Here is a 23,325-nt window from a genome sequence, read left to right on the forward strand (position 1 = left end):
TTCTCTACCCTTCTGGTTCAACATTAGTTTCAACGTCATTTGGATTTATCAAATACTATTTATCTAAAATTAAGGCACTACTAGGAATGTTAACAAGGCGCTGTGAAAGCCACTCCGAATAACTCAAGTCACCTCTTAGTGCATTTTTAAACATAGGCAGATGATGCATTAACGTCCAAACAGGACGGGTCATCACTCCGCTATCATTGGTCTCATTGAGTAATGTATTTCTCGACTCAAGGCTTTCGCATATCACCGCATTGAGCCAATAATTCGACTTCGCATAGCAAGGCTCTTCAACAAACTGTATATCAGAACCGGCAAAAAACTCACTGTATTGAGAGGCAAGTAATCGCTTACTTGCTAGAAGGTCATCAATAACTTCCATCTGAGCACATCCCAAAGCGGCATTCAGATTAGGCATTCGATGATTAAACCCAGGTTCATCATGATAAAACTCATAAGCATGAGGTACTTTGGCTGTCGTGGTAATGTGCTTTACTCGTTTACCACTTTGCTGACTAGCGCAAAGCACCACTCCCCCGCCACCAGTAGTAATAATCTTATTGCCATTAAAGCTTATGGCGCCATATTCGCCCATAGTACCAGTGTGTTTATCTTTATAAACCGAACCTAAACTTTCAGCGGCATCCTCAACCATAATCAGCTGCCATTGATGACAAATAACCAGCAACTCATCCATTTCAGCAGGATGACCAAATGTATGCATTGGCATAACTGCTCTTATCCGTTGTCCTGTCTGTTTATGAACACAGCCTTTATCCGTTAAACAGGCATACTGGTTAAGATATTTTTCTAACGCATCAGGACATAAACTTAAGCTAGTCTTTGATACATCGATAAATATAGGCTCTGCACCTAGGTGGTAAATAACATTGCAGGTAGCAACAAACGTTAAAGCTTGAGTGAAAACTAAATCACCGCGTTCAACTCCGGCCATATATAACGCGGTATGTAATGCCGCTGTTCCATTTACAACTGCAACGGCTTTTACAGCACCTGTGTATTGTTCCATTTCAGTTTCAAACTCATCCACATACTTGCCGACGCTTGACACAAAAGTACTGTCAATTGTATCTGCCACATAACGTTTTTCATTGCCGGAAAAAGTAGGTGCATGCAAAGGGATAAACTGATCTGTTTTATAAATATCACGAATAAACTGACAAATATGAGCTGATTTCATCTGTGCACCCTACATTTTGCCATCTAAATACTTACCCGTTTCTTTATGTTCAAACTCAGGCATCATTTTATTAAACAGGGCAACAATTTGGGTTTTAGTCCAGGCTTGTTCAGTTTTCATCGCGCAGATCTCCTGCTCAAACATCTGCAAAAGTGGCTCATCATAATCAACAGGCGGTTTTATCACCCCTAAATTGGTAAAACGTGCCATATCAAGCACATCATTGCAGGTAAAAAACTCTTCAATATCTTTCTCACCTGTGGTGTCACTTTGAGTAAACAAACAAGGCCACTTCCCTTGACTAGGTAATGAGTGAACTAACTCCCTTGCCTCGGTTTCACTTTGGCAGATATGAGGCTCATAACCCAGCTGAACTAAATATTTAACCGCGATATCGGCGAATGACACTAATGGTAGAGCCTGGGTTTGTTTGGGAAAAAAAATGTCGCGATTCTCACCCAAAAGACAAGACATTAAACAAAGCTCACCCGACTCTTGCGGCGTCACAAAATAGCGTTGAACATCATTAGGGGCAACAATAGGTTGTTGCTTTAAAATACGCTGATTGAAACTATGCAGCAGTGATCCATCAGAAAAGGCAACATTGGCAAATCGCGCGGTAGAAATGTTTATTTGATGGCTACGGCGCATTAAAAACATTTCCATAATTCTTTTAGAAGCCCCCATCATATTCACTGGATTAGTGGCTTTATCAGTGGAAACGCAGAAATATTTTTTGACACCGGACCGAATAGACTGCTCAATGGTTTTATCGGTATTAAACACATTCACATCTATCATTCGCATCAAGGTAAAAGGATCTTTTTCACTTCTCACATGCTTTAAGGCTGATAAATTAAGCACATAATCATACTGGCCGTCAGCCTTGATAAACGCATCATACTCAATTGAACCGATATCAAGCGCGAAGCTTTGAAAATCACCCGCGATATAGCCAAAAGTACTTCGAATATCCCTCACCAATTCCGCTAAATTATTTTCACTAATATCAACAACATGCAACTTAGCTGGTTGTCTTTTAAAAATTTCTTTTGTCACCGCCTGGCCAATGGTACCCGCAGCGCCTAAAACCAGAAAACGTGAATTTGCAACCAGAGAACTTAGTTGAGGAGCTAATCTCGACACGTCACTATCTAATAAAGGAAACTCTCTTCCAATTAACGATAAATCAAACAATTGCATGAGTTGAGTTCCTTTTTGAATCAATAGCAGACATGGTTATAAGTATTCACAGCCAAAAAATTATCACATATGAAAATACAGCAATAATTATTCCAAGTAATTATATACATGGACATAAAGCTACTATAAGAGACTAGAAAGCAATTTACTACTTGATTGTAAAGTAAATATAGCGTTTATCACTGAGTATAAACCAGATAACAAATAGGGAGGAAAAAGTCGTAACGAAAAGAAAGCTTAGGCTTGAAAATAAAATTAGAAAGGTCTGTTCAGTATGGAATGGCGCGAGATAGATCATCAACTTGGTATTTGGCTTATCCCAACCAGCAAAATGAAAGTTAAAAAGCCTCATGCTGTGCCAATAACTAAAGAAGCGATGGACATTCTTACTAGGCGCAGCCAAGAAACCGTTAAAGGTGAACGCTTTGTATTCCCGAGTGAGCGCAGTCAATCAGGCCATATTATCGAAAAGGCAGGCAAAGGTAGCTTTTGGCATCGCATTTCAGAACGTGCAGAGCTTCGAGGCACTGAAAAAGGCCTACGCTTTCAAAAAGAGTTGTCACCATTCATGATTTAAGGCGAACCATCGCCAACTGAAGCGTCATGCGAGGCGGTAAAATTCAAACCAGTAGTAAGCTACTAGGCCATTGTAATATCAGCATTACTGGCAGTCCTACTGTGGAGAAAGTGCGCGCCGAGCTTGGGCACTCCACGGCGTACCTGCTGGAGACGAATGTCGAAGAATTGAATGTTATGGTCTCCCCACAGGGACTCGAACCCCGATCGGCCGCTTAGGAGGCGGCTGCTCTATCCTGTTGAGCTATAGGAAGACAAAACAATTATACTGTTTTTTGCCTTGATGAAAAGCGCTTATTTGGGTTTAAAACTGTTTAGATTTAATTGGTTAATAAACAAACGCCACTGTATAAATGGCGACTTGCTTTAACCAACAAATCAACTCAACATTTACTGATAAAACCCTTACAGTGATTACAACTTAATGGCTATATCATGAACCTGGATATTATCTGCAGCATCAATATTTTCAATCATTGCGGTGGCGGTGTCTTCACTGACTTGATCTATGATAATTTCAGCGCGATTTTTAGTCACTAATGCACGCATATTATTGAGACGGTCTGGAATATTCTTTTGCAAAACGACTTGAAATTTGTCTCCTAATTTAACCCCATTTTTTCGGCCTAAATTAATAATAATACGGTCGCCCTGCCTCGCTATAATCTGTCCTAATAATGGACGACAGTTCAACGTGTTATCTAATGAAATAATACTTTGTTGCAGCTGCTGACTAATTGCTGCGCCATAGGATGAAGACCAGAAACGTTGACTGTTAGGTACCACGGTTTCTTGGCGTTCAAACTCCCACGGAGCATTGGTAGTAAAAGACTCACTCCAAACCACTTCACCACTGATCCCGTGAAACAGGGTCAACTCGAAACTAAACTGCCTTAAAGGCGTATCATCCACAAACCCTAGAAAACTAGTGGTGTAAGGCTCTGTAGACATATCAATCACTTTAGTTTTTAAAATATACTGACTATCGGTGATTTCACCTAACCAACTTGGAATACCATAACCTTTAAAGTTAACTAATTCGTTTGTGTCGTCTAAACGTTCATCCGCATGCACTCTTGCAAAACTGGTCACAGACTGACTATTTATCAGCTGACCAAATTGAAAGGTTAGCGCTTTATTGAAACCAAATAGATGACCATGATTAAGCTGACTGCGATCGGCAACTTCGATTTGTGGCAATAAAATGGCAGCCTTTAAAGATTGGGCTTTACATTGGTCAGTTTGGCTCGTGTCATCAACATAGAGTGACAGCATCACGGTTAACGTATCACCGCTGACCATCTCACTTAGCAGTTCAATGTTATTGGCTGCGCCCATACGCTGCATAGAAAAGGTATCTTGCGTTAACGCTCCTTGGCTAATTTGCTGTTGGCTTGAAAAATTAACCCCTGCTCGCAAACTGGCATAGTTTAGTGCTTGATTTATGGCGTCTTCACGAGCTTTATCCATATTACCATTAACGATTTTAGCTGTGCCTGTCACTTCGACTTGCTCCGCAATACCATTAAAGCTGATAAAAACAGGTAATAGCATTAATACTCGTGCCCAGTTAAGCCAAGTTTGTGTGCTATTTTGATTTTTTAATGCATAAAACATATTTCACCCTGCGTCAGATATCTGTCGTCTGCATTGCAAATCCGCCATTTTACGGTGATTGCATCGCTCTATAACTAAGAATCTAGCAATAACTATGCCTAAACGTTAGGTAAGGCGTGAGTCTTTGGTTTCATCACAATCAAGCTATAAAGTTAAAGTCGTCAGATAATCGCTGTAAAGAAAATCGCTTCAATGCCGATAAATAGTTATTAATCGAATTGCATTGCTTTTTAACCTAAAGCGAAGGAATAACTCATGCAGCAAAAGTACCCTATTCTCGCGCTGATGCTAACCACAATTGGTCTTGCTGGATGCAGTAACGCAGTCAATCAATCACATAACTTGGACTATGTTCAAGATGGGCAACGCATTGGCTATCAAGACCAAAATGACATGTACCAGGAAAAACTGGTTTATGATGTTCACGCTTCAGGATTAGCACCAAAAGGCCAGTTGAATGTTTGGGCAGAAAAATTAGTCAATGAACTGGTGTTACAAAATGATGCATTAAGACCTGATCAACCCTTGCTTGTTACTACACCTGTAATGAGTGATGATTTTAATCAAACCAATGAATTAGCCTTGCAATTACAACAAAGTTTACAAGCGGCTTTTCATGCCCATGAATTTAACTTGGTTGATTTGAATGTTGCTAATTCGCTACGTGCAACAGATCACGGTGAACTTATTTTAAGTCGTAATTGGGAGCTACTCCCTACCGATTTACCCGTGTCACATGTGCTAGTTTCAACACTCAGTTTAACTAATGAAGGCGTAAGCTTTAACGGCCGCGTGGTAGATGTAACTAATAATCGAGTGGTTTCAGCGGTGCAATCGTTTGTAGCAGGTAAAAGCTTATCTGGATACGTATTGCCAGCCAATAAAGTACAAACCCGTGGCGGCATTATCTACCGTACAGAAAACACCAAAGAGAGTCGTTTTACCGTTTTAGGAGATGAGCAATGAAAAATATAATGCTATTTATCGCATTAAGCTTATTGATGCTGGGGTGTTCCAGTAATGACAAATACGTGCAATGGGAAACCGAGCCACCGAGTCATTTTCCTAAAATTACTGCAGTAGGCTATGCGCCGTTAGCGACTCAGCCGAGTGATATTCAATCACATAAAATGCTTATGGCGATGCAAGCTTCTAAGGTTGCGGCATATCGTGAATTAGCAGAGCAGGTGTATGGGCAAAAAATTGATGCGGTAAGCAATGTGAGTGAGTGGCTACTGACTAATGATAGTGTTAAGTCATCCGTTAGCGGAATTATTCGCGGAGCTAAAGTCGTTAAAACCTACCCTTCTGGCGACTTTTATGTCACTGAGCTTGAGCTAGATTTCAAACAGGTTTGGCATTTGTATGAACAGCAAAATCGTTCAAAACGGATTAAAGATGTCACTTACTTTTAGATGATGAACCGACAAAAAACGCCGCGAATTATCGCGGCGTTTTAGTTTATGTGAAGTTCAATGAGAGACTTATACCTCATTGGACAATCAAGATTAGAATTTCACTTTAAACGCAAGTGCTGCCGCGGCTTGATCACTGATCTCTTCGCTAAGTTGTGGATTGCTAAGTTCCATGTCGCCATTAAAGTAATAGCCAGCATAAGCATTTAAACTAACACTCTCGCTGATATTCCATCCAGCACGTAAAAAGCTTACCCACTCTTCAATCTTAATGGCCTTGTCGTCATTTTCAATTAAAAAGCTTTCCGTTCGACGAGAGCTGCCAACACCAAAATTCCAATCCTGTGATAACTCGTAAGTTAACTCTAAACCAGCAGGGCCACTAAATCCGGCCTGAAAAGGGTTAGCAAGTACCCACTTGTCAGTAATTTGCCAACGTACCGCAAGATAGGGAACGGTTCGCACCTCAGATATATCATTAAGATAAGCCACACCTATGCCAAGCATATTGCCAGATTCAAAACGGTACATACCTGAAGCAACTACACCGTAACTTTGTGCATTAGATGAGGAAGCGGTATTGGCATAAGCATATTGAAGTTTTGGGGCAAATAAGAAGGTCCAATTATTATCTGGGCGATAAATTAACGATAAACCTGCGCTGTATTGATTTATAGTTGACCAAGGTACATTACTGTTTATTAGTGGGCTTTGTTGATTAACACGCCAGCCGTAATCAAGGTTTTCATAGCCGATATTAGCCCCAATCATCCAGTGCTTATTAAGTGGCATAGCAGCAGAAAGCTTAGTGATCCAAACATCTCTTTTAAGCTCATTACCATTTTCCCCCACATCGGCGGATTGCACTGAAGTGCGAGCAACGTTCAACTCAAAAGGTGAGCGTTTACTCGCCTGTGCATTCATGCTGCTTAAACCAACGGCGACAACAATGATTGGCACAAGCTTAGGTGTAGACAGCAAATTCCGTATTTGAGTTTGTTGATAAAAAGCACTTGTCATTAATTGCATCCTTTCGGCTTAATTGATGTTGGATTATTTATTGGTAGAACAATACGTCACACTATACAAACTAGTTCAAAATTATGAAGCTTTATCAAAAATGACATTTAATTTAACAACATATCACAAACTATACCTTGTGTGCCCTTAAAAACATTAAGGCAGTCTCTTTCAAATAGTCCTGCCTTTTAGGGAGAATATCTGCCGTTGATAAGCCTAACTCTAAACGCATTCGCAGCTCACCAAATAACATTAAGCTCAATCTCACTGCACTGTCGTGTGGGTTTTCGAAATAATACTGACCATGCTGATTAACTTTACCTAAATATCCTTTTACTAAATTCAAAATATGTTTCGGGCCAGCATTATAAAATAATTCAGACACCTCAGGATGAGTGTCGGACTGGGCAACACAGGTTGTAAATACCCTAATCGCCTCTTCTGAAACAATCATTGCACCAAATTGCTGTGCAAAAATAGTCAGTACAACCTCTGGTTGAGAAGCATCCACTAATAGGTTTTCAGTGAGTTGATGCACCACACATTTTGATTCTATTGATGCAACAAAAAGATCGTCTTTAGAGCCAAAATGGGAGTATACCGTTTGCTTAGAAACCCCTGCATGTTTAGCCACCTCATCCATACTGGTATTGGAAAAACCTTGATGGCAAAAAAGCTCAATAGCCGAATGAAGGATCTGCACCCGTTTTTGTTCACTTTTCGATAATGTTGCATCCAAATTTACAGCTAGCACATGGTCTTCTGTCATCTTTAACTCGTAGTGTTTTTACTTATATTCAACATTTAATACTATTTAATCACAAAATAGACTAGACAGTCCAGTTTCATATAATTAGACTAGACAGTCTAGTTTAACATTAGTGTTACATTGCTACGTTACATAGCCGAATAAGCATTTTCTGCTATGGATTAATAAGTTGTTTGCATCACGTATAAATTATTATCCTAATGGGGTACAAAAATGGAATATCAATCGATCGGCCAAGTGCGACTATTAATGGTAGGCCTATGCAGCTTACTGGTAGTTAGCGGTTGTGGATCTGAAGTAAAACAACACTCTGAGTCGGTTAGTTATCAAACCGTAGCAACCACTGCCCTCACGCCGTCGGAATATTATCAACACAAACAAACCTATACTGGCACTATTCGCTCAGCTAATACCACGGGTATTGGTTTCGAATTAGCAGGTAAATTAAATAGTATTCAAGTGGATAGTGGTGACAGTGTCACCCTGGGACAAACCTTAGCATCCTTAGATACTGACCTTTTACAGGCCGAGAAACAACAGCTTGAAGCCAGTTTGCAGCAAACAAAAGCAGACTTAGATTTAGCTGAAAACACATTAAAGCGTACCCTTAGTTTAAAAGATAAAAACTACGTTTCTGAGCAGCAGCTAGACGAAACTAAACAGCAAGTCACAGGTTTAATCGCCAACCGCCAACGACTCAATGCAAGCTTATACGCTACAAACTTAAAACTTGAAAAATCGATATTAATGGCACCTTTCAATGGCAAAATCAGTAAACGTCACCATAACCTAGGTGAAGTGATTGGTTTGGGTAGTCCCGTATTTACCTTAATCGGTGATGATCAGCAGCTTGCTTATATTGGTGTGCCTATTCAAGTGGCATCTAGCTTGAAAAACAATCAACAAGTGCCGATTCGCGTTGGTGATAAAACCCTTAACGGCAGTATTGCCGGAATAAGCGCCGAAGTTGATGCTATCACTCGTACTGTGCAGTTAAGAATTAGCCTGCCCAAAGATGCTGACGTATTAAATGGTGAAATCGCCTATTTTGAATACCAACAGGATATTCCGGTTGCTGGATATTGGGTGCCAATTTCCGCCTTAACCGATGGCGTAAGAGGATTGTGGAATGTTTACGTATTAAATAAGCAAGCTGATTCCAGTGGTGTAAATCACTTCAGTATTGAACGTCGTGACGTTGAAATTATTTATACCAATCAAGATAAAGCCTATATAAAAGGCGCATTGCGCAATGATGACACCATTATCATTGAAGGGTTACATAAACTGGTCGTTGGACAAGTTGTGACACCTGCGACCACCGCTGTTGCGGGGGCCATATGATTAAAGCATTTTTAGAAAACGGCCGTCTAACCAGTTTATTTATCGCCCTGTTAATTGTGGCGGGATTTGGTGCCATTTCCAGTTTACCGCGCACAGAAGATCCGCACATTACCAATCGTTTTGCTTCAGTGATTACCCATTACCCTGGTGCTTCAGCTGAAAGAGTAGAAGCATTAGTCACCGAAGTATTAGAAACACAACTGCGCCGTTTAGAAGAAATAAAGCTTGTTCAATCGACTTCCCGCCCGGGAATATCGGTAATTCAGCTTGAGCTGAAAGACACCATCACTGAAACTGAGCCGGTTTGGTCTAGGGCGCGTGATTTAGTGGCCGATGGTAAGCACTTGCTTCCCGCTCAAGCGCAAAATAGCACTCTAGATGATCAAATTGGCTATGCCAGCACGGCGATTCTGGGGGTAGTATGGGCGGATGATTCGCCGGTAAGAAGTGATATTTTAAACCGTTACGCCAAGGAGTTGCAAAGCCGGATCAGACTATTATCAGGCACTGATTTTGCCAAACTTTATGGCGCGCCAGAAGAGGAAATTCTCGTAGAGCTTGATGGCAATAAAATCAGTCAGCTGAAACTGACCCCTGGGGTAATTGCACAAATTTTAACAAATGCTGATAGTAAGATTTCAGCCGGTGAAATTAACAACCAGCAATTTCGCGCGTTAGTTGAAGTTTCTGGCGAGCTTGATTCGCAAAGTCGTATTCGACGTGTGCCGTTAAAAGTAGATGAATACGGGCAAATTATTCGCCTAGGCGATGTGGCAACCATCAGCCGCCAATCCAAAACGCCGGCAAGCAGCATTGCGCTGATCAACAGTCAGCAAGGTGTACTGATTGGCGCGACCATGCTTAACAGTAATCGCGTTGATGTATGGCAGCGTCAAATAGAGCAAACGATTGACAGCTTTTCACAAAATTTGCCAGCCAATATCAAAGTGCAATGGTTATTTGATCAGCAAGGTTACACCAGTGTTCGACTCGGCGATTTGGTCGTTAATTTGCTGCAAGGCTTTGTGATTATTGTTGCCGTATTAATGCTGACCTTAGGGTTGCGTAATGCATTAATTGTGGCGTTATCATTACCTCTTACTGCCCTATTCACTTTAGCCTGTATGAAATACACAGGTTTACCCATTCATCAAATGTCGGTAACGGGTTTGGTTGTCGCATTAGGCATTATGGTAGATAACGCCATTGTTATTGTTGATGCGATTGCCCAGCGCCGCCAACAAGGTATGAGTAAATTAGAGGCCGTATCTAAAACACTACATCATTTATGGCTCCCGCTTGCCGGCTCAACGATTACAACTATGTTAGCCTTTGCGCCAATAGTATTAATGCCAGGGGCGGCGGGTGAGTTTGTCGGCGGCATTGCTATTTCGGTCATGTTTGCGCTATTGGGCTCTTATATTATTTCCCATACCCTTATTGCAGGGCTTGCAGGTCGTTTTAGTCGAAGCGAGCCAGCTACCGCCTGGTATCAACAAGGCATGGCTTTTCCTAGAATAGGCCGAGCCTTTAAAACCAGTTTAGCGTTTGCACTTAAACGGCCATTATTAACGGCGCTTGTGGTCGGCGTTCTGCCTATGAGTGGTTTTATGGTGGCAGGTAAAATGACCGAGCAATTTTTCCCGCCATCAGACAGGGACATGTTCCAAATCGAAGTGCATCTGGCCTCGCTGGTGAGCATAGAAAATACTCGCCAACAGGTTGCCTTGATAGATAAAAAGCTTCAAAACCTTGCCGAAATCAGCGAAGTCACCTGGGTTGTTGGTGGTAATACGCCATCATTTTATTACAATCTGACTCAACGTGAGCAAGGGGCAACTAACTATGCTCAGGCAATGGTGAAAGTCACTGACTTTAACACCGCAAACAAACTGATCCCCCAGTTACAACAATCACTTGATGTTGAATTTCCTCAAGCACAAATTCTAGTCAGAAAATTGGAACAAGGGCCTCCCTTTAATGCGCCTGTCGAACTGCTTATTTACGGACCGAATCTTGACATGCTAAAAGAAATTGGCGATCAAGTGCGGGCACTATTAATTGCCACGCCTGACGTTATCCATACCAGAGCGACGCTGTCACCAGGCGCGCCTAAACTATGGTTACAAGTCAATGAAGACGCAAGTTTGATGAGTGGCTTAAGCTTGACTGATATTGCCAATCAGGTACAAATGGCCACCACAGGCATCATTGGCGGCAGTATTTTAGAACAAACGGAGTCGTTGCCTATTCGTGTGCGTTTAGGTGATAGCAGCCGCGAGCAAGCAACGCGATTAGCAGAACTTAACTTAGTCTCGCCAACAGGCACTGGGATCCCATTATCGGCATTATCCTATAATGAAGTCTGTGTCAGTCGTGGGGCGATACCCCGTCGTAATGGTGAACGAGTCAACACCATTGAGGCATATATCACCAGTGGCGTATTGCCAGCTCAGGTGCTTGATGATGTGAAATCAAAACTCAATAACATTGCGCTACCCTCTGGATACCATATTGAAGTGGGCGGAGAAAGCGCTAAACGCAATGAAGCCGTTGGTAACCTAATGTCTAACCTCGTTGTAGTTATTACCCTATTACTGGCTACTGTGGTGTTGTCATTCAACTCATTCCGCCTCACTGGCATTATTCTATTCAGCGCGATTCAGTCTGCCGGATTGGGGTTATTAGCCGTATTCGTGTTTGGCTACCCTTTTGGCTTTACAGTTATAATTGGTTTATTAGGTTTGATGGGATTAGCCATTAATGCCGCCATTGTGATCTTGGCTGAACTTGAAGATTTGCCCGAGGCAAGACAAGGTAATATGGCAGTAATTATCAATACCGTTAGCAGTTGCGGCCGCCATATTGGCTCAACCACCATCACCACAATCGGCGGTTTTTTACCCTTGATTATTGCCGGCGGTGGATTTTGGCCTCCCTTTGCAATAGCCATTGCTGGCGGTACCTTATTAACCACTATGCTGTCTTTAGTGTGGGTGCCTGTGATGTATCATTTAATGATGAAACCCAAAAAACAGACACTGCAGCCAGACATGCTGCCCGTTTAGCGTAAAAGTACTGACAAGACAAAAAGAGTGACATGATAAAAAGAGTGATATGGCAACATGTCACTTTTTTTTATTCGAGTAATCCTCCAAAGTCCCCCACCTTGGCTCTGTTAATTAACCGCATTCAATAAATACTTGATCCCCAACGATGCTTAAATGACTTGATTTAGTCGAGCTATTGACGCGTAACCTTCTCTTATTATCAGTATTCAATTCAAGTTTGACGCAAAGCAGGTGAATGTTCGCCGAGTCAATTTTATTTATTCATTTCTCAAACGAATTTGAGGTTAGCTAATGTGATTTGAGTCAAGGCCTTAACTTCAGATTTGCTATAAATTAACCATACAGTAACTATCCGGAAATATTGTCATGAATTATAAAAATTGGCCGATTGCAAAACAGATCAGCTCGCTTGCCTTACTGTCATCCATTGCCATTTTTGTGGCGATGTCTTTATTTTCATATCAATCGGCCTCTCACTCGTTAAATGACAAAGCGGTTCAAGCCATTGGCGCGCAAATGCACAGTAATGCCGAACTGATTGAATTGCAGTACGACAGCATGCTTACCCTCGCCAGAAGAAACGCAGATATTCTTCGGACTTTATATCCAAGCACGTTCTATTTAGGTGGCCGAAACGTAAAAGTGCTCAGTGTCAGCTCACCCTCATTGAAACATGGCAATGAGCAAATTAATGCATCACGCAGTAAAGTGGACAGATTTTCAAAACTCACCGGTGGCGTGGCGACAATTTTTGTGCGCGATCAGGATGACTTTACCCGTATTTCAACGTCATTAAAAAAAGCCGACGGTAAACGCGCCATTGGCACAAACTTGGGCACCTCGCACCCTGGATACAAAAAACTGATTAACGGTGAAGAATATGAAGGTTATGCCAAATTATTCGGCCGTGATTTCATGACAATTTATCGCCCTATTAAAGATGTCAGTGGCAAAGTCATAGGTATTTTATTCGTTGGTTTTGATATCACCCAATCGGTTCAGCAAATCCAACAAACCATGAAAAAAATGACCTTAGAAGAGTCCGGCTCCTATGTCATTATTCGAAATTCAGACAAACAAATCATTGCTCATCCTAAATTAACAGCAGATGCCCCTTTTGATGCAGCCTTACTTGATGGATTAACCATTGAACAAGCTTTAACCGATGAACAAAGCTGGTTTTATACTTCGCTAAATAACGATGATATGTTTTCTTACTCAGTCGCCATTAAAGGCTGGAATTGGACCTTAGTGGGATTTGTGCCGCAACAGGAATTGAATAATGAAAGCGTGACTATGTTGCAGCAAAATCTGCTAATTGCGGTAATTGGTATTGTGCTTATTTTCATATTGTTGAGTACGTTAATCACCCGCGCAGTTAAACCACTACAGTTATTAGAGGCCAAAATAGCCAAACTCGGTGAAGGTGATTTATCCCAAACATTTACCGCTTGCGATCCACACAGTGCAAATGAAGTGGATCAAATCACCATTAGTGTCACTCAAATGGCCACCAATCTGGCTGGGCTGATTAAGTCATTACAACAGTCAGTATTAAGCTTAGAAAGTCATGCCAATTTAAGTCAACAAACTGCAACAGATAATGGTAATGAAGCTAAATCATTACTCAATCAAACAGAACAAATCGCTACCGCAATTGAAGAAATGTCAGCGTCAATTAAAGATGTGGCACAAAACTCTGGCCAAGGCGCGATTCAAGCTCAAGAAATTGATAAAGCCTCAAGCGATGGCCATAACCAATTAACACAAGTGGTCAACGATCTGCAATCACTCAGCGAACAACTCACCCAAACCCAACAAAATATTGAAGGGGTAAGTTATGAGAGTCAGGCCATCAGCCAGGTCACTGAGGTCATTAACGGTATTGCCGAGCAAACTAACCTACTGGCATTAAATGCTGCTATTGAGGCCGCAAGAGCAGGTGAACAAGGAAGAGGCTTTGCTGTTGTTGCCGATGAAGTACGATCTTTAGCACAACGCACCCAACAATCCATTAGCGAGATCAGTGTCACCATCAACAAATTACAACAACAGGTCAAACTGACGGCCACACAAATGAACCATTGCCAACAATTGGGGATTAAGTCTGCCGAGCAAGGCGATGATGCCAATACTCAGCTAAGCCAAATTAATACCAATATTGCTGAAATGGCCATGTTCTCCTCCAGTATAGCCAGTGCGACCAAACAGCAAACCACTGTGGCGGATGAAGTATCGAACAGCTTACATTCTATTGCCTCTTTGGCACAAAACAGTGAGCAAAGAGCCATTAAAGCGGTTGACGATGCCGATGTGTTAACCCAATTAGCCGGTAATATTAAACAGCAAATTGGTGTATTTAAAGTAGACTAATATTGTTCTGGATTAACAGCCGTTGTTCAATTTGAGGTTTAAGCAGCAAATTGACAATCGCTAATTAAATGGCCTGAGGCATCTTGCTTCAGGCCATTTTTTGTTTGCATGACCCCTTTAAGCATTAAGTTCAGCTAATTTATAGACGATGAATTATGCTAGGTGATTGATGCCAAATGATAAGAATAAGTAAAGGTGTTAATCGATAAGGTGAATTGCCCTGCGACTAAAGATCACTGGTTTTTGTTGATAGTGGACGATAAATCTATTTTCAGTGGCGATTAGCAACGCTAGCAGTGATGGCTTTACTAGCAATGGGCTAGTTGTTGACGCAAAACACAACACGGTTATTGGTGCAAATTATCGCCGCTATGGGCTGTTTGATATGCATTGATTATCCATAGCAGTGTTGGAATTCATTAGCGGTTGAATAACCAAGACGCGGTAACATTTATTTAAGCCATAAAAAACCCCGCAAATAAGCGGGGTTTTATTATTTAACTAACAAAACTCGTTAGCTTTCGCTATGTTCTTGGCGGTCCATGTTTTCAGTGTTTTCTAACCATAGCGCATTAATAATGCCGAAAGAACAAGCCAGTAATACACCTAATATCCACGCAAAATACCACATAGATGATGACTCCTATTAATAAAGTGAGGTTTTATTGTCTTCAATAAAACTACGATTCAAACGACCATACATCTTGTAGTAAGTCCAAATCGTATAACTTAATACGGTTGGTACAAAGATAATCGCGGCGAAGGTCATCACTTTTAGGGTCATTTGGCTTGCTGTCGCATCCCACATGGTTAAGCTTACATTCGGCTCAAGCGATGACGGCATAACAAATGGGAACATCGCTGCACCACAAGTTAAAATTACGCCAGCAATGGCTAATGAACTAAATAAGAACGCGAAACCACTGCGGTTAAAGCGGCTAGCAAATATTGCTAACACTGGCATTAATAACCCTAAAACAGGGAATAACATGGTCACCGGATACTTGTCGTAATTAGCTAACCAGGCACCCGCTTCAATCGCAACCGTTTTCGTTGTTGGATTAGATGGGCCCGCTAAATCAAGTGTTGAGGTAATCACATAACCGTCAATGCCATTTGCTAACCACACACCGGCAGCTGCAAATAGTACGACTAACAAACCACCACAAATCTGGGTCATGTTAGCGGCACGAACACGTAACTCACCTTCGGTCTTCATTTGTAACCATGCAGCACCTTGCATCATGATCATGCTGACACACACAAGGCCAGTAAGAAGCCCAAATGGATTCAGTAACCCAAAGAAGCCACCATGGTATTTAGCACGTAAAAACTCATCAAAGTTAAACGGCACGCCTTGTAACAAGTTACCAAACGCTACACCTATGATGAGTGGCGGTACAAAACCACCGATAAACAGTGCCCAATCCCATGACTTACGCCATTTTGGATCTTCAATTTTCGAACGGTAATCAAAGCCTACTGGACGCAAGAATAAGGCGAACAGCACCAGCATCATCGCGACATAAAAGCCAGAAAATGACACGGCATATACCATAGGCCAGGCTGCGAATAACGCACCACCAGCGGTAATTAACCAAACCTGGTTGCCATCCCAATGCGGCGCAATGGTGTTAATCATAATACGGCGCTCAGTGTCATCTTTACCTATGATTGGTAATAACGCACCTACACCCATATCGAAGCCGTCAGTGACGGCAAAGCCGACAAACAACACACCGATTAATGCCCACCAGATAAATCTTAAAACTTCATAATCAAACATAGTCAGGTCCTCTGATTAAGCATCTTGGTTTTCAAAGTGATAACGACCAGTCTTCATGCTGCTAGGGCCAAGACGGGCATACTTGAACATCAAGAACATCTCAATAACCAGTAATACTGAATAGAACAAGGTAATTGAAATGATACTGAACCATAAATCAGACACAGTTAAGCTTGATGCTGACATAAAGGTCGGTAATACTTCTGAAATCGTCCAAGGTTGACGACCATATTCAGCTACAAACCAACCACACTCAATGGCAATCCAAGGTAACGGTAAGCCGTATAGTGCCGCTTTAAGCACCCACTTTTTCTCAGCAATCTGATGACGAGTACTTTGCCAAAACGCTGCAGCAAAGATAAACAGCATCAACACACCCGCGCCAACCATAATACGGAATGACCAGAACATTGGCGCGACATTAGGAATAGAGTCTTTCGCAGCCGCTTTGATTTGCTCTTCTGTCGCATCAACTACGTTTTCAGTATAACGCTTCAGCAATAAGCCATAGCCTAAGTCATGCTTAGTTGCTTCAAAGTTATCACGCAGTTCCTGACTGGTATCGCCAGCACGAAGCTGTGTTAAGAATGAATAAGCAATCATACCGTTACGAATACGCACTTCATGCTCGTCAATCAAATCGATAATACCGGTCACTTGCTCATCTAAAGAGCGCGTGGCAATGATACCCATTGCATACGGAATTCGAATCGCATAATCATTTTTCATGGTTTCTTCATTTGGGAAACCAATGGCAGTAAAGGCAGCTGGAGCCGGCTCAGTGTGCCATTCTGCTTCAATTGCCGCTAATTTCACACGTTGTACTTCACCGACTTTATAGCCAGATTCGTCACCCAGTACGATAACAGACAGAATTGACGCCATACCAAAGCTTGCTGCAATCGCAAAAGAGCGACGAGCAAACGGTAAATCACGGCCTTTTAGAATATAGTATGAACTGATTGCCAGAACGAACATGGCACCCGCTACATAACCCGATGCCACGGTGTGAACAAATTTCACCTGTGCAACAGGGTTGAAAATAACTTCAGCAAAGCTGGTCATTTCCATGCGCATGGTTTCATAGTTAAATACTGAACCTACCGGGTTTTGCATCCAACCATTAGCAACCAAAATCCACAACGCAGACATATTTGAACCCAGCGCAACCAACCAGGTTACCGCTAAATGCTGACGTTTACTGAATCGGTCCCAACCAAAAAAGAACATACCCACTAAGGTTGATTCGAGGAAGAATGCCATTAGGCCTTCAATCGCCAATGGCGCACCAAAAATATCACCTACATAGTGTGAAAAATATGACCAGTTAGTACCAAACTGGAATTCCATTGCCAAACCGGTGGTAACACCTAAGGCAAAGTTAATTCCGAATAATTTACCCCAAAACTTAGTCATGTCTTTATATATCTGCTTATCTGTCATCACATAAAGTGACTCCATGATCGCCAGAATAAAAGCTAGGCCCAAGGTGAGAGGAACAAATAGAAAGTGATACATGGCTGTCAGCGCGAACTGCAAACGCGATAGCTCAACTACCTCTTCGATAATCATTGGCGACTCCTTACTTCAGTACAACCAAATGCAAATTAAACAACATACCTGTTGCCAATATGGGTGTTTACTTATTGCCATCCAACCAACGGGTTTAACACCATTAGTTAACAAGGTGTTAAAGCACGAGGTTACAGCAATAAATGACTCGTGTGATTAAAACATGAAACCTGAACAAAAAAATCGCTCAACATCTCATTTAAAGCAAAAGTGTGATCTCGCTTTATGCAAACTTATTCAAAAATAATTTTAAGTACCAATATCAGCAACTTACATTTCAAATAAATTCAGAATACGCAGATTTTATACCATTGAAAATTGACCCAAATCAATCTAAGTTGCAGCTTTAAGTGGGTTTTGAGCATGTGCGCATAATACCACACTTGAGATATTGACAAGTGCATAATTCATTGGTAGGTAAAATTTCATAAATCTATAACGTTCATTACTAATGTAGATGATTAAGCTGTAACTACACCCAAAGCAACGACACCAAAACATTAACAAATTAAGCAACAGATATACTAACCCAAACAAATTACATTTTTTAAATAAAAACAATAGCATACAAACTTCAACAAACAAAATTAATAGCTTGTTGATTAGAAAAACTAATCTTAAATATCATTTTTACTAGTTTGAAAGTTTTCATTAAGCTCAGTATCATACACACATTAAGAAAACGAGTAGCATTTATGCCAAGGAGCCGTTGACTTAACCCTAAGGTATTTAACGTTCTTTGATGAACCAAACAATTGAGAGATGTTGCTATGACTAAAGTATTTGAAAACGTTGTCAACTTATACAAACGTGCTTTTGTTGAGATGTACACCGCTAAAGAAATGAAGTAAATCACTAACAGTTTATGTTTTGTTAGCGCAAAACAGTCGGCATCGTGATAAACAATACGATGATTGACACAAAAAAGCCCATTCATAATTGAATGGGCTTTTTTACGCCTGTATTTTTTTGCACTGTTTGGTGATGTTTTCTATCAAACACCAAAGCATCATCGCACTCAGTGCGTTTTTACTCGTCTAAGTGGTTTTGTCTTATCCGGTTCAATATATACAAACGCATTTCAGCACCAAACACATTCCAAGGTAGAAGGCTTAATAATGAAAAAGGCGACTTAATCGTCGCCTTTTGATGGGATTAAAAGAGGTTACTAACCAATTTTAACGCGCGCATTACGGAACATGCGCATCCATGGGCTATCTTCACCCCACTCTTCTGGATGCCATGAGTTGGCAACCGTTCTAAATACTCGCTCTGGGTGTGGCATCATAATAGTCACACGACCATCTGTGGTACAAATCCCCGTTAAACCATTTGGTGAACCATTTGGGTTTAATGGATATTGAGTCGCGATTTGACCGTGGCCATCAACGTAACGCAATGCTATCGTGCCTGAAGCTTCAGCTTTTGCTAATGCATCTGCATTGGCAAACTCAGCTAAACCTTCGCCATGAGACACTGCGATAGGCATACGCGAACCCACCATTCCCTCAAAGAACACTGACGGTGTTTGCTGTACTTCAACCAAACTGAAGCGCGCTTCGAAGCGCTCAGAACGGTTACGTACAAAGTGTGGCCAATGCTCGCTACCAGGAATAATTTCTTTCAGGTTTGACAACATTTGACAACCGTTACACACACCTAAGGCAATGCTTGAGTCACGTTCAAAGAAACGACTGAACTCATCACGGGCACGGGCATTAAATAGAATCGACTTAGCCCAACCTTCACCAGCACCCAATACGTCACCATAAGAGAATCCACCACAAGCCACTAAGCCCTGGAACTCTTCTAAGCTGATACGACCTGACAGAATGTCAGACATATGCACGTCACGGCTTTCAAAGCCTGCACGGTCAAATGCTGCAGCCATTTCAATATGAGAGTTAACACCCTGCTCACGTAAAATCGCCATTTTAGGTGCTGCACCTTTTAATATATAAGGGGCGGCAACATCTTCACTTGGGTTAAAGCCCAATTTAACCGTTAAGCCGGGTGCATCAGCTTGTTGCTTAAGCTCAAACTCTTCTTGCGCACATGCTGGGTTATCACGAAGTGACTGCATACGGTAAGTGGTTTCTGACCATAAAGTACGAAGTGCAGTACGGCTGTTCTGATAAATAACACGCTCACCATCAGTAATCTTGATGCTGTCCGCAGAGTGTAAACCACCAATGTTATGACACGTCACGCCTTTAGCTTCAAATTTAGCGGCAATATTTGCGGCATCCGCTTGGCTTACTTGAATAACCGCGCCCAACTCTTCGTTAAATAAACGCTCTAAATCAGTACCGTTTAGCGCTGCAAGATCAATGTTTAAACCACTGTTACCGGCAAAGGCCATCTCAACTAACGTCGTGAACAAACCACCATCACTGCGGTCGTGATAAGCAATAACCGATTGGTCTGCGACTAGCGTTTGCATGACTTCAAAGAAGCCTGCAAGGTTAGCCGTTTTATCTAAAGTTGGGGCAATATCGCCTAACTCGCTATAAACCTGTGCTAAACAAGAGCCACCTAAACGATTTTGACCATTGCTTAAATCCAACATTAATAAGGCTGTATCACCTTTATCAGTGCGCAGTTCAGGGGTAACGGTTTTACGAATATCTTGCACCACACCAAAAGCGGTGATCACTAGAGACATAGGTGAAGTGACGGTTTTCTGCGTGCCGTTATCTTCCCATGCCGTTTTCATTGACATTGAATCTTTGCCAACAGGAATGGTGATACCTAATGCTGGACATAAGTCTTCACCAATTGCTTTAACCGCTTGATAAAGACCGGCATCTTCACCAGGGTGACCCGCTGGCGACATCCAGTTTGCAGACAGTTTAATGCGCTTGAATGAACCTATGTCTGTGCCTGCAATGTTCATGATAGATTCAGCAACCGCCATACGGGCTGAAGCATCAAAATCAAGTAAGGCTAACGGCGTACGCTCACCCATTGACATGGCTTCACCGCAGTAACTGTCGTAACTTGATGCAGTAACCGCACAATCAGCAACGGGAACCTGCCAAGGACCAACTAATTGATCGCGATTCACTAAACCCGTTACAGAACGGTCACCGATGGTGATTAAAAAGGTTTTATCAGCAACAGTAGGTAAAGTCAGAATACGCTTAACCGCATCAGCTAAATCAATCTTAGATTGATCTAACGCTGGCGATACGGCTTTAGCAGATACCACATCGCGGCTCATCTTAGGCGCTTTACCTAATAACACTTCAAGCGGTAAATCAATTGGCTTGTTGTTAAAGTGACTGTCGGCAAGCGTTAGGTGCATTTCTTCAGTCGCTTCACCCACAACGGCAAAAGGTGCACGTTCACGGGCACAAATATCAGCAAATTGTTGTAAGTTCTCTGGCGCGACAGATAACACATAACGCTCTTGTGATTCGTTACACCAGATTTCAAGCGGGCTCATACCTGGCTCATCAGATGGTACGTTGCGTAAATTAAATACGCCACCACGATCACCATCATTAACTAATTCAGGGAACGCATTCGATAATCCACCCGCGCCAACATCGTGAATAAACTGGATTGGGTTTGCATCACCTAACTGCCAACAACGGTCGATCACTTCCTGACAACGACGTTCCATTTCTGGGTTTTCACGTTGTACTGAGGCAAAATCTAAATCTTCACTTGATTGGCCTGATGCCATAGATGATGCTGCACCGCCACCTAAACCAATGTTCATAGCAGGGCCACCAAGCACAATAAGCTTAGCGCCAACGGTAATTTCACCTTTCTGCACATGTTCATCGCGAATGTTACCTAAACCACCGGCAATCATAATTGGCTTGTGATAACCACGCACTTCAACACCATTGTGGCTAGACACCTGTTGCTCATAGGTACGGAAATACCCTGTTAAAGCAGGACGACCAAATTCGTTGTTGAATGCTGCGCCGCCTAATGGGCCTTCAAGCATAATCTCTAACGGTGTGACGATGCGATCAGGCTTACCGTAATTCCCTTCCCATGGCTGAACAAAACCAGGGATCTTCAAGTTGGACACGGTAAAACCCGTTAAACCGGCTTTAGGCTTTGAACCACGACCCGTTGCACCTTCGTCACGAATTTCACCACCAGAACCAGTAGCGGCACCTGGATAAGGGCTAATTGCGGTTGGATGATTATGGGTTTCCACTTTCATCAACACGTGCATCGGCTCAGTGTGATAATTGTATACGCCATCAGGATCAGGGAAGAAACGGCCAGCAACAGGACCTGTCATTACCGCAGCGTTATCTTTGTAGGCTGATAACACGTTATCAGGGGTCACTTCAAAGGTGTTTTTGATCATTTTGAACAATGATTTTGGCTGAACTTCACCATCAATCGTCCAATCTGCATTAAAAATTTTATGGCGACAATGTTCAGAGTTAGCCTGAGCGAACATCATTAATTCGATGTCATTTGGATTACGTTTTAAACGAACAAAGTTCTCAACTAAATAATCAATTTCGTCTTCTGCTAACGCAAGTCCTAACTTAACGTTAGCCACTTCAAGAGCACGGCGACCTTCTGCAAGAATGTTCACACTGTTAAACTTAGCAGGTTCAGTGCGCTTGAAAAGCACTTCAGCACCAGCAAAATCGGTTAACACCACTTCCATCATGCGATCATGCAATAAACCTAATAATTGCTGCTGTTGTGCTGTCGATAACTCAGCTGACTCAACATAATAGGCGATGCCACGTTCTAAACGCTTTACTTTACCTAAGCCGCAATTACGCGCGATATCTGTGGCTTTGGAAGACCAAGGTGAAATGGTACCAGGACGAGGCGTGATAAAAACTAATTGTCCTTGCGGGGCGTGGGACTCAATGGCTGGGCCATAGGTCAAGATTCGTTCAAGCTGAACACGCTCATTATCATCTAGTTGTTCAGTTAAATCTGCTAAATGCATATATTCAGCGTAGATACTTTTCACAGGAAGATCTGCGCTATCGCAGGCCTCCATGAGTTTTTGAACTCTAAATGCAGAAAGTGCAGGGGCTCCGCGAATGATTTCCATCACGTCTATTCACCTTATAAATTATATAGGAGGGTCAGAATTGGCGCTATTATAGGGAATTGCACCGTACAAATCACCTGCCATACAGTTTGAAAACAGTGTTTCCTTTTAGGCAAAATATCGTCGCGAATTACAGTTATTTTCCGGCCAGATATAAAGCGACAATTTAAGATTTTAAAAACTGCTGGAAAAGTTCCCCATCAAAAATACCCAGCCAATATCGACGTTAAAAACAAGACCTGCCAAGATCTTAATATTAAAAAACGTTTACTTTTTAACCGCGACTATGCGATTTCAATAACACCTGTTAAAATAGACACTA

15 protein-coding genes and 1 tRNA gene are annotated in these 23,325 nt (G+C 41.9%); 6 read left to right on the forward strand and 10 right to left on the reverse strand.

The features are described 5' to 3' along the window. Positions 1–55: 55 nt before the first annotated feature. The gene (locus NE535_RS07640) at positions 56–1,207 is read right to left on the reverse strand and encodes a LegC family aminotransferase (protein ID WP_261298056.1); all 1,152 of its coding nucleotides are present in this window, start codon (positions 1,205–1,207) and stop codon (positions 56–58) included. A 9-nt stretch (positions 1,208–1,216) separates the two neighbouring features. Further along, positions 1,217–2,410 carry a UDP-N-acetylglucosamine 4,6-dehydratase gene (locus NE535_RS07645; RefSeq protein ID WP_261298057.1) on the reverse strand — a complete coding sequence of 398 codons (1,194 nt, stop codon included), beginning with the start codon at positions 2,408–2,410 and terminating at the stop codon, positions 1,217–1,219. Between the two features lie 274 nt (positions 2,411–2,684). On the opposite strand from NE535_RS07645, the gene NE535_RS07650 reads away from it, so the two are divergent. After that, entirely contained in the window at positions 2,685–2,987 is a 303-nt protein-coding gene (locus NE535_RS07650; RefSeq protein WP_261298058.1) for a hypothetical protein, read from the forward strand. 177 nt (positions 2,988–3,164) lie between these two features. Here the strand turns inward: NE535_RS07650 and NE535_RS07655 are convergent. Both NE535_RS07655 and NE535_RS07660 read right to left on the reverse strand, forming a co-directional pair. Then, positions 3,165–3,240 (reverse strand) — tRNA-Arg (locus NE535_RS07655). A 160-nt stretch (positions 3,241–3,400) separates the two neighbouring features. Beyond that, positions 3,401–4,603, reverse strand: coding sequence for a flagellar assembly protein FlgT (locus NE535_RS07660; RefSeq protein WP_261298059.1), 1,203 nt, complete (start codon positions 4,601–4,603; stop codon positions 3,401–3,403). 255 nt (positions 4,604–4,858) lie between these two features. Here NE535_RS07660 and NE535_RS07665 point away from each other — a divergent pair, with 255 nt between their 5' ends. Next, on the forward strand, positions 4,859–5,569 hold the full coding sequence (locus NE535_RS07665; RefSeq protein WP_261298060.1) for a FlgO family outer membrane protein: 711 nt from the start codon (positions 4,859–4,861) through the stop codon (positions 5,567–5,569). Next, entirely contained in the window at positions 5,566–6,018 is a 453-nt protein-coding gene (locus NE535_RS07670; protein WP_261298061.1) for an LPP20 family lipoprotein, read from the forward strand. Before NE535_RS07665 ends, NE535_RS07670 begins: the two co-directional genes overlap by 4 nt. Before the next feature lie 93 nt (positions 6,019–6,111). Here the strand turns inward: NE535_RS07670 and NE535_RS07675 are convergent, their stop codons facing one another. Further along, positions 6,112–7,038: a DUF6268 family outer membrane beta-barrel protein gene (locus tag NE535_RS07675; protein ID WP_261298062.1), complete on the reverse strand. Its 927-nt coding sequence runs from the start codon at positions 7,036–7,038 to the stop codon at positions 6,112–6,114. Positions 7,039–7,168: 130 nt separating this feature from the next. Next, entirely contained in the window at positions 7,169–7,807 is a 639-nt protein-coding gene (locus NE535_RS07680; RefSeq protein WP_261298063.1) for a TetR/AcrR family transcriptional regulator, read from the reverse strand. 213 nt (positions 7,808–8,020) lie between these two features. Here NE535_RS07680 and NE535_RS07685 point away from each other — a divergent pair, with 213 nt between their 5' ends. From NE535_RS07685 to NE535_RS07695, 3 genes are all read left to right on the forward strand, one after another. Further along, positions 8,021–9,151, forward strand: a complete 1,131-nt coding sequence (locus NE535_RS07685; protein ID WP_261298064.1) for an efflux RND transporter periplasmic adaptor subunit — start codon at positions 8,021–8,023, stop codon at positions 9,149–9,151. Continuing rightward, positions 9,148–12,219, forward strand: a complete 3,072-nt coding sequence (locus NE535_RS07690) for an efflux RND transporter permease subunit (protein ID WP_261298065.1) — start codon at positions 9,148–9,150, stop codon at positions 12,217–12,219. Before NE535_RS07685 ends, NE535_RS07690 begins: the two co-directional genes overlap by 4 nt. 369 nt (positions 12,220–12,588) lie before the next feature. Next, the gene (locus NE535_RS07695; RefSeq protein WP_261298066.1) at positions 12,589–14,595 is read left to right on the forward strand and encodes a methyl-accepting chemotaxis protein; all 2,007 of its coding nucleotides are present in this window, start codon (positions 12,589–12,591) and stop codon (positions 14,593–14,595) included. Positions 14,596–15,109: 514 nt separating this feature from the next. Here NE535_RS07695 and cydX read toward each other — a convergent pair. The 4 genes from cydX to purL form a co-directional block, all read right to left on the reverse strand. Further along, a complete protein-coding gene (cydX, locus tag NE535_RS07700; protein WP_261298067.1) occupies positions 15,110–15,226 on the reverse strand; it encodes a cytochrome bd-I oxidase subunit CydX in 117 nt (38 codons plus the stop codon). A 15-nt stretch (positions 15,227–15,241) separates the two neighbouring features. Beyond that, complete coding sequence (cydB, locus tag NE535_RS07705; protein WP_261298068.1) at positions 15,242–16,381, reverse strand: cytochrome d ubiquinol oxidase subunit II; 1,140 nt, start codon at positions 16,379–16,381, stop codon at positions 15,242–15,244. A 15-nt stretch (positions 16,382–16,396) separates the two neighbouring features. Then, a complete protein-coding gene (locus NE535_RS07710; protein ID WP_261298069.1) occupies positions 16,397–17,953 on the reverse strand; it encodes a cytochrome ubiquinol oxidase subunit I in 1,557 nt (518 codons plus the stop codon). Positions 17,954–19,121: 1,168 nt separating this feature from the next. Continuing rightward, positions 19,122–23,003 carry a phosphoribosylformylglycinamidine synthase gene (gene purL / locus NE535_RS07715; RefSeq protein WP_261298123.1) on the reverse strand — a complete coding sequence of 1,294 codons (3,882 nt, stop codon included), beginning with the start codon at positions 23,001–23,003 and terminating at the stop codon, positions 19,122–19,124. Between the last annotated feature and the right edge of the window lie 322 nt (positions 23,004–23,325).

Source organism: Shewanella holmiensis (assembly GCF_025370255.1).
In the GTDB taxonomy this organism is placed as follows: Bacteria; Pseudomonadota; Gammaproteobacteria; order Enterobacterales; family Shewanellaceae; genus Shewanella; species Shewanella holmiensis.

Bases quoted from the DNA above. Each gene is read 5' to 3' on its own strand.
- NE535_RS07640 (WP_261298056.1), bottom strand. From the start codon at position 1,207: ATGAAATCAGCTCATATTTGTCAGTTTATTCGTGATATTTATAAAACA.
- NE535_RS07645 (WP_261298057.1), bottom strand. From the start codon at position 2,410: ATGCAATTGTTTGATTTATCGTTAATTGGAAGAGAGTTTCCTTTATTA.
- NE535_RS07650 (WP_261298058.1), top strand. From the start codon at position 2,685: ATGGAATGGCGCGAGATAGATCATCAACTTGGTATTTGGCTTATCCCA.
- NE535_RS07660 (WP_261298059.1), bottom strand. From the start codon at position 4,603: ATGTTTTATGCATTAAAAAATCAAAATAGCACACAAACTTGGCTTAAC.
- NE535_RS07665 (WP_261298060.1), top strand. From the start codon at position 4,859: ATGCAGCAAAAGTACCCTATTCTCGCGCTGATGCTAACCACAATTGGT.
- NE535_RS07670 (WP_261298061.1), top strand. From the start codon at position 5,566: ATGAAAAATATAATGCTATTTATCGCATTAAGCTTATTGATGCTGGGG.
- NE535_RS07675 (WP_261298062.1), bottom strand. From the start codon at position 7,038: ATGACAAGTGCTTTTTATCAACAAACTCAAATACGGAATTTGCTGTCT.
- NE535_RS07680 (WP_261298063.1), bottom strand. From the start codon at position 7,807: ATGACAGAAGACCATGTGCTAGCTGTAAATTTGGATGCAACATTATCG.
- NE535_RS07685 (WP_261298064.1), top strand. From the start codon at position 8,021: ATGGAATATCAATCGATCGGCCAAGTGCGACTATTAATGGTAGGCCTA.
- NE535_RS07690 (WP_261298065.1), top strand. From the start codon at position 9,148: ATGATTAAAGCATTTTTAGAAAACGGCCGTCTAACCAGTTTATTTATC.
- NE535_RS07695 (WP_261298066.1), top strand. From the start codon at position 12,589: ATGAATTATAAAAATTGGCCGATTGCAAAACAGATCAGCTCGCTTGCC.
- cydX (WP_261298067.1), bottom strand. From the start codon at position 15,226: ATGTGGTATTTTGCGTGGATATTAGGTGTATTACTGGCTTGTTCTTTC.
- cydB (WP_261298068.1), bottom strand. From the start codon at position 16,381: ATGTTTGATTATGAAGTTTTAAGATTTATCTGGTGGGCATTAATCGGT.
- NE535_RS07710 (WP_261298069.1), bottom strand. From the start codon at position 17,953: ATGATTATCGAAGAGGTAGTTGAGCTATCGCGTTTGCAGTTCGCGCTG.
- purL (WP_261298123.1), bottom strand. From the start codon at position 23,003: ATGGAAATCATTCGCGGAGCCCCTGCACTTTCTGCATTTAGAGTTCAA.